The following is a 14,294-nucleotide window of genomic DNA, read 5'->3' on the forward strand; positions in this document are numbered from 1 at the left end:
TGTTAAAACCCTCAAAAGTGGTTTAGTTTGGATATCCGCATTAGATGGACATCGACATTGGATTTGTTTAACCGACATATACGTCGTTCACGGAAAAGCGAAGCCATTTATCAAGTTAATAGCAGAAAGGAATAGGTGATGCCTAAATTACTTGCGGTATTGGTTATACTATTAATGTTTTCAGGCTGTTCAAGTACGCCAGATATTGCCTACCAGAATATTTCCTATCCACCACTCAACGTTCCCAGCACCGCCTACCTCGGCGACCGATTATTAATGCAGGGTAAGGGCTTTAGAACCGATGTGTTGGAGGTCGATAAAATTACAGGAAAGTATGCGGAAATTGAAAATGCAACATTCTGCCGCTACGGCCCCAAATCGACAGAGTTCTTTAGTTTTGATCGCAGGGCCATCCGGTTTATAAACTTTGTTGGTGGAATCCGGGGTTTTGGGAGTGTCGTTAGCTATAAAAAATCTGACAACGAAATCTGCATTGACGATTTTTGGTCAGGCTGTTTTGATAGTTCATTTGGCAGCTATACCTATAAGCCTGATAGTACCTGTTCAAAACCCAGCGCCGTGCAGCAAATTATCGAATATAACGGTAAAGCTGGAAACATCCTGAATTTTACCTATCGCGAATTTACTCGTGACCGAATTTCAGCGCCTTTTACCACCAACTTCACCATGGATCTTACTGAGGGTAACGTTGTTAATTATAAAGGTGCCCGGTTAGAGGTCGAAAAGGCTACAAACCAGGAAATCAGCTACAAAGTATCTAAAAACTTCACCAAATATTGAGAATTTGATTGACGCCTGCTTCGCTGGAGATGATTCACAATATCGATTTAAAACAAGGGATCATGCAGTTGCGGCTTCAGGTTTTTCAGGGACGACATCTTTATACAAATGAATCTATTATTGCTGCACGGTGTATTCGCTGCCAATTGTTCAAAAAAAGGAGGGCAGCCATTAGGCCACCCCCGGATGTGAGTGACGGTACTGCTTCATCCAAGCTTTCGCGTCAGCAGCTACGTCGCTCAAAGCTTCCAATTCATGCGCTTGATAGGAATGGCCGTTTTTCCATTGCTCACCGTGTTTGTACGAGCGTGAGAATGACACGGTGAGGAACGAGTGACCCATTTCCGGGATGACCTGCCAGATATCCGCTTGGATCGCACCGATAGGGATTTCCTGTAGTGGTGGGATTTTCTTATCTGAAGTTGCCATGAGGTGTTCTCCTTTGTTTGTTGTGGAAACTTGGCTCCTCACAAAGGACGGAAGCCAATTTCTGCAACAAAGGAGAACACATCAGGCAACGGGCGTAGCGCCAGACCAGCATCCGAACATGACAGGAGCGAAGCGGATGGCGTGGGCGGTGCAAGGCGCAAGGCCAGAGAAAATCCAGCACCCACCACAGAAAGGACGAGGGCTATATTCAGGGAGTACCCGGTATCACGGGTAAAGTTTGAGCGGCCTTACGGGGCAACCTCGGACAAACATTTTGAGACAAACGGGGATTTTGACCAGAACATACGAAAAGCACGGAAACACGGTGATAGAGAAGGAAAGGGTGGTTAAGCGGTTCCGGCCTTGTCGTCCGGGTCTTGGTAGGTGTCAGGATGGCGACGGCGCATTTCATCTTTGACGGCGTTGTCTAACATTTCTTCGACCGCGTCTTTTTTCCTGGGCACGGTCCCGGCCCACACCATCGTCCGGCCCGTTTTCTTTTCCTTGTACAAATGATTGCCGTGTTCGTCCTGTCCGAGGTAGGTCGCGTACCACGTATCGCCATGTTTTTTGGTGCCGGCCATGAGAGCCAAGGTTTTACCGGGTTCGTTGAACGAGAGACAAATTGTAATAATGCGTTCGGGAAATTGCAAAATACTGCTGGAAGAAACCTCGATTTGCTGGTATGATTGCAAGAGAATACATTGCAATCGAAAGGACAAGGCCATGGCTGAGGATACCGGAAACGTCACGGTGCGCATGCCCGTGAAAACACAAAAGAAGCTGGAACGAATTGCCGCAGACTTTGAACGGTCACGCAACTGGCTGATTAATGAAGCCATTGAGAATTACCTCGATGTGCATCAATGGCAGGAACAGCGGATTCGGCAACGGCTCAAACGAGCGGACAAGGGCGGGAAATTCTATACCCGGTCCGAGGTCAGTGATCTGATTGAATCGTTCAAACCATGATGGAGTTGGTCTGGCTCAAGGAAGCAGTTGACGACCTACAAGAGATCGGACACACCATTGCCGCAGATGATCCCGCCGCCGCCTATCGGGTCCTGACTAAAATCGAAACCTCAGCCAATTCGCTTGAACACCATCCCGAATTAGGCCGAACCGGACGGGTCCCCAAAACACGAGAACTGATTATTCCCAGCCTGCCCTATATCTTGGCGTATTCCATTAAGAAAAATACCATCCGTATTTTAGCGGTGCTACACACCTCCCGAAAATGGCCGGATACGTTTACCAATTTGCAATAGGCCGCTTCGCTTAACTCCACATCCTTGAGGCAAAATCCCGCTGCTCGATGCCGACGGCATTGTGATAGATGGTCGTAGTTTTCATGTCGGCATGGCCGAGCCATTTGGAGACCAGATTCAACGGCACTTCATGCGCAAGCTCATGGATCACAAAGCCGTGCCGTAAGCCTTTGGGCGTGGCATGGGGCAGGCGCGTATCAATCCCGGCGTGCTCCATCATGCCTATGACTAATCGCCACGCATGGACGCGGGACCAATTCCAGAGTGGTTTGCGTTACTTTTGCTTCTGCGCGTCTTTAATCCCATGGACCAGTTCGAGCGTATCCAGATAGCTCTCTTGAACCGTAATCGCCCGGTGAATAATCCGGTCGCGTTTTTTTAAGGACCGGATAATCAGTGCTTGTTCGGACAGATCGACTTTTGACGGGCGTAAGGCCAAAGCTTCCGATATCCGCACTCCGGTATAATGGAGTGTGTGGCAGAAGGTGTGAACCTCGCCCGCTTGGAGCATGGCAGCATCAAAAAAGGCGTGGCGTTCCTCTTGTGTAAGATAGAGGCGCTGGCCGTCAATGTCGTATAATTCGAGTTCTGGCATAGGTGACTACTTTTGTGGAAATGTAACAGATTGCTTAGGGAAGTGTTACATTTTTGGAGCATGCAGGCAAGGAAAAGGGGGTGATTTAGACAGGTTAAGGCCGTCAGGATGTAACAGAGTACCCCATAGTGTTACATAATGGTTTTATTTTGCTTGCAATTATAAGTAATTACTTATAACATGAAATAGAGATGGATGACGATGACATAAAACCTGTGGTGTGGGTCGGCGATGCACGGGAACAAGTGCAATCGTTTCCTAAGGTTGTCAGGGCAGATATCGGTGCGGCCCTCTATGACGTGCAAAAGGGAGATAAACCGCCAAAAGCCAAGCCGTTTAAAGGGATTGCGAGTGGTGTGTTAGAGATCGTCACCCGGTTCGAGACGGATACGTTTCGAACCGTCTATGCGGTCAAGATTGGACGAAGGGTTTATGTTCTGCATGCGTTTCAAAAGAAATCGCCGAAAGGACGCCAAACCGCCAAACTCGATGTCGAGATGATTGCACGGCGCTACAAGGAAGCCGTGGAAATTGAAAAGGAGCAATAGTGATGAAGAAGAATGGGAAAATAGCCTTTGAAGAAAGCTCCGGCAATGTGTTTGCCGATGTGGGCCTTGATGATGCTGACGAACTGCTGACACGGGCCAAACTTGGCCATTCCGTGCGCACGATCCTTGAGAAAAAAAAGCTCAAACAACGGGAAATCGGAACGCTCTTGGAGATTAAGCAACCGGAAGTCTCGAACCTGATGAACGGGCGCTATACGTTGTTTTCTCCTGAACGCCTGTTTGGATTTTTGAATAAACTGGATCGGAAAGTCACCGTACAAGTCTCACGACGTCGAAAAAACGAACCGCTGCAAGAAGTGGTGATGGCCTAACCCTCATCCTTTGCCTGCGCTTGCCCCGGTTCAAATCCTACGGCATAGGCCTCATGCAGCGTCGTGATTTCTAATGTAACAAAACCGAGGAGGGTGACTCTGTCCCAGCACACCTGAAACGGCAGAAATTTTAAGCACAGGAGGACATGGCCATGAGGGAGAAGGCAGAGAAGGGCCTCTGGCGGCTGAAGAAAGCGATGGCGCGGATTGAAAGCGATCTGAACAACACCACGCCGCACCGCGTAGACCCATCCATTTCCCCCACCAATCACGAGATCATTATGAAGCTGATCCAGTTCGCGATCTGGGAGCAATTTGAACCGAAACCCCAGTTCAAACCTGAAGATGAGGAAAAAACATGGTGTTGGGCGCTGGGCAAGCAAGGTCGGATGATTAAGGAGTCGAAGGAGGTCTTTTGGACGACCAATCGGCGCTCGGACTTACTGAAACAACGCTATGAAGCGGGCCGCGATTCCATTGAAGAGTTGGAACTCATGTTTGGTGGAAGGCCAGTCACAAAACAACTCATCAAACTGGGCCTGCTACCGCCTTCAGACCCACCCAATAAGGAGCATTCTCTGTGAGAGGCATCGTATGGCGTTGAAAGCGGAACGAGAACGGACGGTTGCCCAACACGTTGATGTTGACCGGGTACTTGGCAATTATATTCCGTTGCTCCTAGAAACCATGAAACGCACGATTGGCTCTCGCTGTGACTTCACGCCGAGAGAATGGAAAGATGCGGAACGGCTATTACAGTGTTGCGCGTTGGCCGTGTGTGAACACGACTTTGACCCGGCACATGCCAAAGAAATCGTCCGGGAGTTGGGGAGCGGGTATACGTCGTGGCTCACATGGGTTGAACGGGGGCTGGTGGTGGCCGTACAAGAGGTGCCGGACCCGCAGCACCTTCACGCGCAAGTTTGGGGAGCCTTTCGGATGATGAAAGCCTTTCTCTATGACGTGGATGTGATGACCCATGACATTCCAAGAGGTCGAAAATCACGGCCACAGCGGGAAGAAGCCGAACTCGAAGAACAATTCGCTCGCCGGTAACGGGACGCGGTTACTTCGTCCATTTCGGCTTTGGCATGTTAAAACGGCGGGTATTCTTCAGACGTGGCCAAAACTTCTGGCTTTTGAACTTATAGCCGTGCCGACGGGACGGAACACGAGCCACTTTCCAAAATGACGCGGTGATATTCATAGGGAAAGTATGCCGGAAAATGAAAACCGACAGAAGCCTTAATTTTTCCTTGTCCACACCGAAAGAAAAGCCGTGCAGTTTTGAAGGTTCTTTGGTATTCTGAGCCTATGAGCGACATCGACATAACAGACGACATTTCCCATGTGAAATTCTCCTCAACCGTCTTTCCCACGGATGAGGATATGAAGCTGTGGGATAGTCTCACCCTCGAACAGAAGAAGGCGGTTGAACGCCGGGATGTTCAAGAGGGCATCGACAGCGGGTTCGCTGGACCTTGCACCCCAGCCGATATCATGGCCGAAGTCAAAACCGAGATGAATGGTGGATGACCTACAGGCTTTCCCGGCGCGCGCAATCTGATATCAAAGCGATTACTCACTACACAATTCAATATTTTGGTGAAGCAAGCCCAGGAATATCTGGACGGCCTCTTCTATAGTTTTGATTTGCTCATGGATAATCCGCAATGAGGGCGGGCCTTCGAGGGCAATATCCGGCGCTACGTCTACAAAAGCCATCTGGTGTATGACGAGATCAAGAAGGATGTCATTGATATTCTTCGCGTTCGGAGCGGAAGACAGAAACCCTAACGCATTGAAACGCTTGGCAAAAGAATGTCTGATTTGTAGTAATCTATATTATCACTCATTTCCACATTATGTCGGTTAAATGTCTCGAAACCAGACCTCCTCTATTTCTTCAATGAATACCATTCTCGACAACGCGGTGCAGTCAATTCAAATTGGGATAGAAGACTATCAAGCTTCCGATGACGATCATCGTCGGATTTTATCGGCAGTTAGAAATATAACAGCGGGTATTTTACTTATCTTTAAGGAAAAGCTTCGAGAACTTTCTCCTAGCGACTCTGACGAGGCTTTAATTTTCCAAAAGATTTTGCCTACTCTTGATACAGAAGGAAAATTTACATTCCAGCGTTCAGGGCGAAAAACAGTAGATGTCCAACAAATTATTGAACGTTTTAAAAGTCTTGGAATCATCATCAAAGTTAAAGCCCTTAAATGTATATTGGATATTAGGAATGACATAGAACATTATTGTACGCCGGAAACTCCATCACGTCTAAGAGAGCTAATGGCTGATTCTTTCATTATTTTAAGAAACTTTATCACGACTCAATTAAATGAAGATCCTATAGAAATTTTAGGTGAGGATACATGGAAAGTTTTACTGGATGTTGCAGAGGTTTACAACCGAGAACTTGAGGACTGTAAAAACGAGTTCGACAAAATCAATTGGAAAGAAGCCGAAATCTCTACTATTGCAGATTGTTTTCGTTGTTCTTCTTGTCAATCAGAATTAATAAAACCACATAACCCTGAAGTAGAAGATAGAATGGAAATGTATTTTTATTGCCGCGCGTGCGGCGAAATGTCGGAATTCGAGAATATTATAGAAGCGGCATGTTCAAAAGCTTATGAATGGGAAGACTCTGTAGCTATGACTGATGGAGAGGTACCTTCTGTAACTACTTGCTTTAACTGTAGTCTTGAAACTTTTCTTAGAGAAGAGGATTTTTGCGCCGCCTGTACTGCCACAAGAACCTATGAGGAATGTTCAATATGTAGCACCGAACTTACCCCTGAAGAACAAGATTTTGGAGGTTTGTGTGGCTATCATCAATACATAATGTCAAAGGACGATTAATTTAAATAATATGTCATCTCTAGTTCTAGAACTTCAACAGTCGGCATTGGATAAAAACCAACGTGTCACAGACTTACTACGAAAAGCTCTGGTTGTTGCAACAAAGCTTAAATTAACGGATTTTAGGAAGTGGTGCGAAGATGAAATGAACGGTAACTTTACAGAGGAAGCACCTCCTTATCGTATTGTAAAAGGGGAATTAAAAGCTTGGAATCCCCATAACGGTTGGATGCCAGTAATTATGGAAGACTCTAAGTCCCAAGAAACACTTTCAAAACGCGTCATTGGGCAATCAATTGGAGAGCTTGAAGATATTTCTTTTGATGCAAAAGATGGGGTTTTGCAGGTACCTCTACCTCATGACGTATTGATTACATTTTTCGGCCAATCAGAAAGTTTCCGATTAGGTATGGTTCCAACACTCCTTGTAGGGAAAAATCAGTTAATAGGTATGGTTGAATCTGTAAGGAATAGGATTCTTAATTGGAGTCTTGAGGTGGAGGGCCAGGGTATTTTAGGTGAAGGCCTTACGTTTTCTAGGGAGGAAGTGAAACGCGCATCAAATATTACTTTTAATATAGATAATTTCGCGGGAGTCATTGGAAATGTCTCAAATGCTGAGCTTCAAATTGGTGATTACAATAGTCTGCACAGCGACCTTAAGCGTTATGGCGTCCCTCAAAGCGAAAGAAATGAACTTGAGGAAATTTTGGACAATCTTCCCTCTGCATCTGAAACAGAGCGAAAAACTCTCTTGAAAAAAGGCACAGAGTGGGTAATGCGAAACGCGAATTCTATAGGAACTTTGTCTGAAACTTTAAGAAAGTGGTTTGAATAGTCGCTTCCACTAAATATTTCTTCTGCAATTTTCCATGCGTTATCTTATCACACAAAATCGAAATCCCCCTGCTCGTTCTAAATGTGCCGCATCCATCTTAAATCGATACCAATCTGGCTCAATAAATCCAGCGGTCATGTTGAACCGCCGAAATAATCCATCCCCTTCAATGATCGAGCACGGCTGCACGAAGACAAAAATATCGTCTTCGACTAGGTAGAGCGGAAGGCCGTTCCCGGCTTGAGCGCGTCGCGGGACATGGTGCATACAGTCCCCTGCTCTATTCGTCTTCCGCCGGGTCATCATCTTTCGGAAATAACACCACGTCACCGGATACCGCAATATTGGCTGGCAATCGCAGGGAAATACTGCCTTTGTCATTTTGAAAGGCAGTGCCAACCGTGGTCCATGCCGTTTGTTCGTTGCCGTCGCTGTCTAGGAATTTTTCCGGAACCCATGCGAAGCATGGGGCAAGTGAGAGGAGCGAACGCAGGGGAGGTGTAAATTTTTAGGTGCGACGTGGCGTAGCGTTTAGAAAACATGAAGCCTAGGAGCCTTCTTTGAGGAAAAGTGATGGATATTGATGTCGATGGGAATAAGATTAAATCAGACGGTGATTTCGTGGTTGGTCAATTCTTGTTTTAAGGATTTTGCGTAGGCTTCATCTTGGCTTGCATAGCTGAGAAAAACTGTGGGCATAAAGGATTACAGATAGTATTTTAGACTTTAATCATCAGGCCTTTTCAGTTCGATTGCGCGTTACCCTCACCCTTCCCTCTCCCTAATAGGGCGAGGGCGAGAACCGGAAGGAAGCGTTGTGTGATTGTAAGAATTAAGCGTAGTGCAGATGCATTAAAAAGGCAACGAACAAGGCAAAATGTAGAGTGATAGAGGAAATGAAATTCTCAGGGAGACATCGAGACTACGATCAGACGAGAGAAAGGTTTGGGAAATAGGTGCGGTAATATTCGCGATCTCGGGTTAATAGCTGATCGGCTCGAAGTTCCGTATGCGCGCCTATCAAAAAGTCAGCCACGATATGTTGTCGACTCCGTAGTGAGGCTTGGCATTGCATACAATGCACCTGTTGATTCCCCCCACATTTTGCACAAACCATGACGCTCTTTCGACGTTTGGCATACACTCCCCAGGCTTGCCCAGCACGAACCCACACTTCTTGGTCGCTCGTCAGGAGTTCGAGCCTGGTATCCACGAGAAATACTTCTAATACATGAGAGCTTGGGAAATATGCAGCAAGCTCGGCCAAGACCACTTCGCTAAGGATCACCTAGCCCTTTTCTCTCGCGTCGTCTAATTGATGCTGAGCTTCCTTAACATTTGAAGAACCGGGAATGAGGAGATCAAGAAGAATATTGGTATCAACCGCCGTAATCATTGTCAACGCATATCTTCAATAAGCTCGTCCGAGGTTTTTCCTTTTAGCGGTTTTAAAAACCCACAATATTTTGCAAAGCGGGCAGGTGATGCTTTCTTTTGTACTCGAATTCCATCTTTCACCTCTCTCAATTCAACCTCATCGCCAGGGTGTAGCCCTAGTCGGTTTCGCAACAGTTTCGGTATGGTGATTTGGCCTTTTTCAGTCATTCGACTCGTGCTCATGCTCCCCCTCCAACCCAGAAAGTAATACCAAACTGGTATACCATAGAAATACCACACTGCCCTCATGCATCCGTCAATTTGAAATTCCCAACATCCCTTAACCTATTCGAACGCACACTTGTACGTTCAGGCAAGGGATTACCACTCAAATCGGGCACTCGGTATTATCTGAAAAGAGGGAGAGGATATCGCGAGGAAGAAAGAGTTTGGTGCCGAAGGCGGGCACTTGAAGTCGCATGAGCGGAAGCCTGGCTATGCTCTCACTATAGCGAAACCAAATAACTTTCAGTCGATTCACTCCAACTAACACAGCGCGAGACACCACTTCATATGTCCGCAAGTTTATAGGAACGGCTATAGGGGGCCACGCCCCCTCGTGCCTCCGCTACGCTCCGGTCACCCCATGAAGAGGACATACCCCCTTCAAAACCCCCGGTTCAAGTCCTAGCTATTTTCGGTGGTAATGTTCGAATATTGAAGCTGGCGAGTAAACTGTAGATTTATGTGTATTTGGTGCCGAAGGCGGGACTTGAACCCGCACGGCTTGCGCCACACGCCCCTTAAACGTGCGTGTCTGCCATTCCACCACTTCGGCACTCGGTCCCATTATGAATCGCTTTTTTCCCCTTGTCAACGAACTGGGGCGTAAGTAAAATTTAGAAATTCTTATAGTTGGTTCATCTATTTCATCTTAAACGTTTTCGTAAATTTCTCATGCCAAATTCGTCGTCGCACCTCCCTTCGCCTGAATACCAAGAAAATTGGATTGGCGCTTTTTTCGATGTTGACAACACCTTAATCCCTGGCCTCTCAATTGAAGTGCTGTTTTTTCGGCATTTATGGAAATTGGGTGTGATCGGGTTTCAGCAGATGCGAGAGAGTATCTGGTTTTTGACGCAACGCATCCCTCCAGTCTCACTTAGTCCGCTCCGTCGTCATAAACTTTATTTAGTCGGGCAACAACCTGGGTTTATCGAGCCGCTGGCTGACGAGTTTGTCCGCAACGAAGTGTGCGCGAAACTCTCGATTCGCGGGGAGGGCATTCTCTCTCGTCATCAACAGGCAGGGCACCATGTCGCATTAATTAGCGGATCGCCGGACTTTCTTGTCAAACCGCTCGCAGAAGTCTTAGATGTCTCTATCGTCCAAGCCGCACGACTGCAAACGACGGAAGGCGGATACACCGGTCGAGTCTATGCCCCGCTCCCGTATGGCGAAGGCAAACGTCGAATCATTGAAGATCTCGCCGCCCTGTATCATTTAGACCTGACGCGAAGCTATGCATATGGAGATAGTCCAGGGGATTATCAAGCCCTAAAAGTGGTGGGAAATCCCATTGTCGTGAACCCCATTCGCGGCATGACGCGCCGAGCCAAAGAACAAGGTTGGCCGGTGACCGAGTGGGTCTAGGGCGTGAATCGTCGTTCATCTTTTGTATCTCGTATTTCGTGAGAAGAGCTTCTTGTCTTTTCTTGTCTAGATACGATTTATCAGCAACGAGATACGAATCGAGAAATCTGTGTTAACATGGTACGTGTGATGTCATAGGCATGTCGTGTATATGTCACCCTGCCATTCACTCCAACAAACCTAAACTTCTGACCCAAAGTGCTCATGGATTTGACGAACCGTCACCTTCAAGTCACAGAAATTTTCCATAGTATCCAGGGTGAATCATCCTTTGCCGGACATCCGTGCGTGTTTGTCCGGCTCACCGGCTGCCCCCTTCGATGTACATGGTGCGACACCGACTATGCGTTTCATGGCGGGGAGCGCCTGTCGTTCGAAGAAATTCTCAAACACGTACGCACGTACAACTGCCGGTTAGTCGAAGTGACAGGCGGGGAACCCCTGAGCCAAGCCGCGACCACAGAGCTCATTTCCGTGTTGTGCGATCAAGGATTTGACGTCTTGCTCGAAACCAGCGGAGCCATCGACACCGCACCGGTCGATCCGCGTACCCATGTCATTCTCGATGTAAAATGTCCCGGCAGTGGGATGGTTGATCGAATGGACTGGACCAACCTTGACCGGTTATCAAAGAAGGATGAAGCCAAATTCGTGATCAAAGACCGTCAGGATTATGAATGGGCCAAAGACGTGTTAGCGCAATATGGGTTGATTGATCGATGCCCAGTCTTATTCAGCCCCGTGTTTGGTGAACTCGACCTTCAGCCAATCGCTGAATGGATTCTTGAAGATCAACTTCCCGTTCGCTTTCAAGTTCAACTCCATAAATTCATTTGGGCCCCGGACATGCGCGGAGTCTAGTCGCATAAGCGGGGAGAATTCCACTACTCACTTTTCACTGTACGCAAGAGGACTGCATGAACACTACTGTAAAGCAAGGAACACTGACAGGGACCCCAACTGAAGTGCTGGTCATTCCAGGATATGAAGGAGAGAGTGCCCTCAATAAGGCCATTCACCCTCTGGATCGGAATCTAGGCGGCCAATTAGCTGAATTGCGGAAAAGCGGAGAGTTCCAAGGGAAACTCAACCAATGCGTCTTGGTCCATACACGCGGCGCGATACCTGCCAAACGCCTGCTCCTTGTGGGTCTCGGAAAACGTGAAGAGCTGACATTAGATCGTGTGCGACAAGCCATGGGCGCCGTGGCCAAACGTGTCTGTCAGGCCGAAGTCCGGTCATTTTCGACCACGATTCTTGGACTCGACCAACCAGGACTATCGCCTGATGACCTTTCTCAAGCCATGGTCGATGGTGTGATTTTAGGGGATTATCGTTTTTCAACGTACCGAACGGATACCTCTAACAATAATAAACCCTTGAATAGCATGACCATATTAGTCGATAAGTCATCCTTACTCGCCAACGTGAAACTCGGTATTGAACGAGGCACGGCCACAGGCGAGGCGACATCTTTTGCGCGAGATCTGTGCAACCATCCCGCTAATGTCATGACTCCCTCTCGCATCGTAGAAGAAGCGAAGAAAATTTCTAAGGAAAAGAAGGTTCGGTTAACCGTCCTCAATCCGGCCAAAATGAAGCAACTTGGGATGGGAGGCGTATTGGGAGTGGGACAAGCCAGTCAACATCCTCCACAATTCATTATCTTGGAGTATCAAGGCGGGAAAAAGGGTGAAAAACCTATCGTGTTTGTTGGGAAAACGGTCACCTTCGATTCCGGAGGTATTTCGCTGAAATCCGCGGAAAATATGGACCACATGAAAGCCGACATGACCGGGGGCGCAGAAGTCTTGGCGACGGTTCGTGCCGCTTCCCGTTTGCGTTTACCGCTGAATATTATCGGACTCCTCCCCGTTGCTGAAAATATGCCGGGAGGCAAAGCCACAAAACCCGGTGATATTCTCACGATGCTGTCAGGGAAAACTGTCGAAGTGTTAAACACTGACGCCGAAGGCCGATTAATTCTCGCCGACGGCTTGGCTTATGCCAGCCGCTTCAAACCTGCCTGCGTCATTGACATTGCCACGCTCACTGGTGCCTGCATCGTCGCACTCGGACAATTTGCCATTGGCATGTTAGGGAACGATGAGAAACTCAAAGACCGGTTTAGGCAGGCTGGGGAATGCTCGGGAGAACGCGTGTGGGAAATGCCGCTCTGGGATGAGTATTTTGAGCAGTTAAAAAGTGATGTCGCGGATATGCGAAATATTGGAGGCCGTGGAGGAGGCATGATCACGGCAGCCATGTTCCTCAAGCAATTCGTTGGGAAATTCCCATGGGTTCACATTGATATCGCCAGTACCGACTGGAGTGCAACCGACCGTCCCTGTATTAGTAAAGGACCGACAGCCATTGGGACCAGGCTCCTCATTCAATTTCTCTTGAATTCCACTAAGAAGTCTCATACATGACAAAATCCGCCATGAAGCTTCGTGAAAAAGTCGGTCAACTGTTCATGATCGGTTTTGATGGAACGGAGCTGTCTCCAGAATTGATCTCTTGGATACAAGACTATCAACCTGGAGGCATCATCTTGTTCTCGCGCAATTTAGTCGACGCCAATCAAATTGCACATTTGACCAATGCTCTGCAGGACCTTGCAGGCCCTTCCCCCCTTTTGATGGCTATTGATCAAGAAGGAGGAAAGGTGTCTCGCTTGCCCCCGGAGTTTACGATCTTCCCGCCTGCAGCAACTGTGGCAGCCTGCGGATCGACTGACTATGCCTATCAGGCGGCGGCAGTCACAGCCCAAGAGTTACGTACAGTCGGGTTCAATATGAATATGGCACCCGTCTTAGATGTGAACACCAATCTGTTGAATCCCATCATTGGGGATCGGGCATTTAGTGCAGACCCGGAGCAAGTGTGTACGTTAGGCAACGCAACGATCTCCGGCCTTCATGACCATGGGATTATTGCCTGCGGCAAACATTTTCCTGGACATGGCGAATCGACGAAAGATTCCCACAAAGAATTGCCAATCGTCACGCTCTCCAAGGAACGATTAGAACAGATTGAACTCCATCCGTTTCGCTCAGCCATCACTCATGGCCTCATGACCATGATGAGTGCGCATATTCATTTTCCCGCATTAGATGACACCGTTCCAGCGACCCTTTCCCACAAAGTCATGACAACATTGCTTCGTGACGAAATCGGGTTTTCTGGTGTGATGTTAAGTGATGACCTCGAAATGAATGCCATTGCTGAACACATGTCCATGGGTGAGGCCGCCGTGCGATCCATTCAAGCTGGCATTGATCTCATTCTCATTTGCCACCAACAGACTCGTCAGGCCGAAGCCATTGAGGCGGTAGAAGAGGCCATTCAAAAAGGCACGATTTCTGAAAGTCGGCTGGATATGAGCCTCGCTCGGATATCTGCACTGAAACAACGTTTCCTTGCTTCCTATACGCCTGTGGATTACCATTCGATAGCCCAAGTGGTTGGTTCGTCATCACATCGGAACCTTCTTGCTGAAATTCAAACGATCTCGTCTGCTCAAACCTGAGATTCACTTTCAGATTGTTATAAAATTCTGCATTGAGCACTATGAC

20 protein-coding genes, 1 tRNA gene and 1 pseudogene are annotated in these 14,294 nt (G+C 47.8%); 14 read left to right on the forward strand and 8 right to left on the reverse strand.

Features of this window, described 5'->3' with window-relative positions:
- The first annotated feature begins 138 nt into the window (after positions 1-138).
- A complete protein-coding gene (locus tag ACWQXP_RS14235; RefSeq protein ID WP_454063549.1) occupies positions 139-801 on the forward strand; it encodes a hypothetical protein in 663 nt (220 codons plus the stop codon).
- A 171-nt stretch (positions 802-972) separates the two neighbouring features.
- On the opposite strand, the gene ACWQXP_RS14240 is transcribed toward ACWQXP_RS14235, so the two are convergent.
- Positions 973-1,230, reverse strand: a complete 258-nt coding sequence (locus ACWQXP_RS14240; protein WP_454063550.1) for a hypothetical protein — start codon at positions 1,228-1,230, stop codon at positions 973-975.
- 347 nt (positions 1,231-1,577) lie between these two features.
- A complete protein-coding gene (locus ACWQXP_RS14245) occupies positions 1,578-1,958 on the reverse strand; it encodes a hypothetical protein (RefSeq protein ID WP_454063551.1) in 381 nt (126 codons plus the stop codon).
- Between ACWQXP_RS14245 and ACWQXP_RS14250 the strand changes: the two genes are divergently transcribed.
- Both ACWQXP_RS14250 and ACWQXP_RS14255 read left to right on the forward strand, forming a co-directional pair.
- On the forward strand, positions 1,957-2,202 hold the full coding sequence (locus ACWQXP_RS14250) for a CopG family ribbon-helix-helix protein (RefSeq protein ID WP_454063552.1): 246 nt from the start codon (positions 1,957-1,959) through the stop codon (positions 2,200-2,202). The genes ACWQXP_RS14245 and ACWQXP_RS14250 overlap by 2 nt on opposite strands.
- Positions 2,199-2,498, forward strand: coding sequence for a type II toxin-antitoxin system RelE/ParE family toxin (locus ACWQXP_RS14255; protein WP_454063553.1), 300 nt, complete (start codon positions 2,199-2,201; stop codon positions 2,496-2,498). Before ACWQXP_RS14250 ends, ACWQXP_RS14255 begins: the two co-directional genes overlap by 4 nt.
- Positions 2,499-2,508: 10 nt before the next feature.
- Here the strand turns inward: ACWQXP_RS14255 and ACWQXP_RS14260 are convergent.
- Positions 2,509-2,727 (reverse strand): annotated as a pseudogene (locus ACWQXP_RS14260) (tyrosine-type recombinase/integrase); the annotation flags it as partial.
- Positions 2,728-2,772: 45 nt separating this feature from the next.
- Complete coding sequence (locus ACWQXP_RS14265) at positions 2,773-3,093, reverse strand: hypothetical protein (protein ID WP_454063554.1); 321 nt, start codon at positions 3,091-3,093, stop codon at positions 2,773-2,775.
- A gap of 191 nt (positions 3,094-3,284) precedes the next feature.
- On the opposite strand from ACWQXP_RS14265, the gene ACWQXP_RS14270 reads away from it, so the two are divergent.
- From ACWQXP_RS14270 to ACWQXP_RS14300, 7 genes are all read left to right on the forward strand, one after another.
- Positions 3,285-3,641: a type II toxin-antitoxin system RelE/ParE family toxin gene (locus ACWQXP_RS14270; RefSeq protein ID WP_454063555.1), complete on the forward strand. Its 357-nt coding sequence runs from the start codon at positions 3,285-3,287 to the stop codon at positions 3,639-3,641.
- A gap of 2 nt (positions 3,642-3,643) precedes the next feature.
- Positions 3,644-3,973 carry a helix-turn-helix domain-containing protein gene (locus ACWQXP_RS14275; RefSeq protein WP_454063556.1) on the forward strand — a complete coding sequence of 110 codons (330 nt, stop codon included), beginning with the start codon at positions 3,644-3,646 and terminating at the stop codon, positions 3,971-3,973.
- 146 nt (positions 3,974-4,119) lie between these two features.
- Positions 4,120-4,557, forward strand: coding sequence for a hypothetical protein (locus ACWQXP_RS14280; RefSeq protein WP_454063557.1), 438 nt, complete (start codon positions 4,120-4,122; stop codon positions 4,555-4,557).
- A gap of 10 nt (positions 4,558-4,567) precedes the next feature.
- Positions 4,568-5,029 (forward strand): hypothetical protein, encoded by a 462-nt coding sequence (locus ACWQXP_RS14285; protein WP_454063558.1) that lies wholly within the window; start codon positions 4,568-4,570, stop codon positions 5,027-5,029.
- Between the two features lie 258 nt (positions 5,030-5,287).
- Positions 5,288-5,509, forward strand: a complete 222-nt coding sequence (locus ACWQXP_RS14290; RefSeq protein WP_454063559.1) for a hypothetical protein — start codon at positions 5,288-5,290, stop codon at positions 5,507-5,509.
- A gap of 397 nt (positions 5,510-5,906) precedes the next feature.
- The gene (locus ACWQXP_RS14295; RefSeq protein WP_454063560.1) at positions 5,907-6,848 is read left to right on the forward strand and encodes a hypothetical protein; all 942 of its coding nucleotides are present in this window, start codon (positions 5,907-5,909) and stop codon (positions 6,846-6,848) included.
- Between the two features lie 10 nt (positions 6,849-6,858).
- Complete coding sequence (locus ACWQXP_RS14300; protein ID WP_454063561.1) at positions 6,859-7,686, forward strand: AbiTii domain-containing protein; 828 nt, start codon at positions 6,859-6,861, stop codon at positions 7,684-7,686.
- Positions 7,687-7,725: 39 nt separating this feature from the next.
- Here ACWQXP_RS14300 and ACWQXP_RS14305 read toward each other — a convergent pair whose 3' ends face one another.
- The 4 genes from ACWQXP_RS14305 to ACWQXP_RS14320 all read right to left on the reverse strand — a co-directional run bounded on the left by ACWQXP_RS14305 (position 7,726) and on the right by ACWQXP_RS14320 (position 9,901).
- Positions 7,726-7,953, reverse strand: a complete 228-nt coding sequence (locus ACWQXP_RS14305) for a hypothetical protein (RefSeq protein WP_454063562.1) — start codon at positions 7,951-7,953, stop codon at positions 7,726-7,728.
- A 661-nt stretch (positions 7,954-8,614) separates the two neighbouring features.
- Positions 8,615-8,974, reverse strand: coding sequence for a nucleotide-binding protein (locus ACWQXP_RS14310; protein WP_454063563.1), 360 nt, complete (start codon positions 8,972-8,974; stop codon positions 8,615-8,617).
- A gap of 110 nt (positions 8,975-9,084) precedes the next feature.
- A complete protein-coding gene (locus ACWQXP_RS14315) occupies positions 9,085-9,306 on the reverse strand; it encodes an AbrB/MazE/SpoVT family DNA-binding domain-containing protein (RefSeq protein ID WP_454063564.1) in 222 nt (73 codons plus the stop codon).
- A 511-nt stretch (positions 9,307-9,817) separates the two neighbouring features.
- A tRNA-Leu gene (locus ACWQXP_RS14320) sits at positions 9,818-9,901 on the reverse strand.
- Positions 9,902-10,020: 119 nt separating this feature from the next.
- On the opposite strand from ACWQXP_RS14320, the gene ACWQXP_RS14325 reads away from it, so the two are divergent.
- The 4 genes from ACWQXP_RS14325 (at position 10,021) to nagZ (ending at position 14,248) form a co-directional block, all read left to right on the forward strand.
- Positions 10,021-10,716, forward strand: coding sequence for an HAD family hydrolase (locus ACWQXP_RS14325; RefSeq protein WP_454063565.1), 696 nt, complete (start codon positions 10,021-10,023; stop codon positions 10,714-10,716).
- Between the two features lie 204 nt (positions 10,717-10,920).
- Entirely contained in the window at positions 10,921-11,577 is a 657-nt protein-coding gene (gene queE, locus ACWQXP_RS14330) for a 7-carboxy-7-deazaguanine synthase QueE (RefSeq protein ID WP_454063566.1), read from the forward strand.
- Between the two features lie 56 nt (positions 11,578-11,633).
- Positions 11,634-13,148, forward strand: coding sequence for a leucyl aminopeptidase (locus tag ACWQXP_RS14335; protein ID WP_454063567.1), 1,515 nt, complete (start codon positions 11,634-11,636; stop codon positions 13,146-13,148).
- Entirely contained in the window at positions 13,145-14,248 is a 1,104-nt protein-coding gene (nagZ, locus tag ACWQXP_RS14340; RefSeq protein WP_454063568.1) for a beta-N-acetylhexosaminidase, read from the forward strand. Before ACWQXP_RS14335 ends, nagZ begins: the two co-directional genes overlap by 4 nt.
- The last annotated feature ends 46 nt before the right edge of the window (positions 14,249-14,294 follow it).

This window comes from Candidatus Nitrospira salsa, assembly GCF_965152625.1.

Coding starts and splice junctions, on each gene's coding strand:
- ACWQXP_RS14305 (WP_454063562.1), bottom strand. CDS start 7,953: ATGCACCATGTCCCGCGACGCGCTCAAGCCGGGAACGGCCTTCCGCTC.
- ACWQXP_RS14245 (WP_454063551.1), bottom strand. CDS start 1,958: ATGGCCTTGTCCTTTCGATTGCAATGTATTCTCTTGCAATCATACCAG.
- queE (WP_454063566.1), top strand. CDS start 10,921: ATGGATTTGACGAACCGTCACCTTCAAGTCACAGAAATTTTCCATAGT.
- ACWQXP_RS14325 (WP_454063565.1), top strand. CDS start 10,021: ATGCCAAATTCGTCGTCGCACCTCCCTTCGCCTGAATACCAAGAAAAT.
- ACWQXP_RS14250 (WP_454063552.1), top strand. CDS start 1,957: ATGGCTGAGGATACCGGAAACGTCACGGTGCGCATGCCCGTGAAAACA.
- ACWQXP_RS14235 (WP_454063549.1), top strand. CDS start 139: ATGCCTAAATTACTTGCGGTATTGGTTATACTATTAATGTTTTCAGGC.
- ACWQXP_RS14270 (WP_454063555.1), top strand. CDS start 3,285: ATGGATGACGATGACATAAAACCTGTGGTGTGGGTCGGCGATGCACGG.
- ACWQXP_RS14275 (WP_454063556.1), top strand. CDS start 3,644: ATGAAGAAGAATGGGAAAATAGCCTTTGAAGAAAGCTCCGGCAATGTG.
- ACWQXP_RS14265 (WP_454063554.1), bottom strand. CDS start 3,093: ATGCCAGAACTCGAATTATACGACATTGACGGCCAGCGCCTCTATCTT.
- ACWQXP_RS14300 (WP_454063561.1), top strand. CDS start 6,859: ATGTCATCTCTAGTTCTAGAACTTCAACAGTCGGCATTGGATAAAAAC.
- ACWQXP_RS14285 (WP_454063558.1), top strand. CDS start 4,568: ATGGCGTTGAAAGCGGAACGAGAACGGACGGTTGCCCAACACGTTGAT.
- ACWQXP_RS14255 (WP_454063553.1), top strand. CDS start 2,199: ATGATGGAGTTGGTCTGGCTCAAGGAAGCAGTTGACGACCTACAAGAG.
- ACWQXP_RS14290 (WP_454063559.1), top strand. CDS start 5,288: ATGAGCGACATCGACATAACAGACGACATTTCCCATGTGAAATTCTCC.
- ACWQXP_RS14315 (WP_454063564.1), bottom strand. CDS start 9,306: ATGAGCACGAGTCGAATGACTGAAAAAGGCCAAATCACCATACCGAAA.
- ACWQXP_RS14335 (WP_454063567.1), top strand. CDS start 11,634: ATGAACACTACTGTAAAGCAAGGAACACTGACAGGGACCCCAACTGAA.
- nagZ (WP_454063568.1), top strand. CDS start 13,145: ATGACAAAATCCGCCATGAAGCTTCGTGAAAAAGTCGGTCAACTGTTC.
- ACWQXP_RS14240 (WP_454063550.1), bottom strand. CDS start 1,230: ATGGCAACTTCAGATAAGAAAATCCCACCACTACAGGAAATCCCTATC.
- ACWQXP_RS14280 (WP_454063557.1), top strand. CDS start 4,120: ATGGCCATGAGGGAGAAGGCAGAGAAGGGCCTCTGGCGGCTGAAGAAA.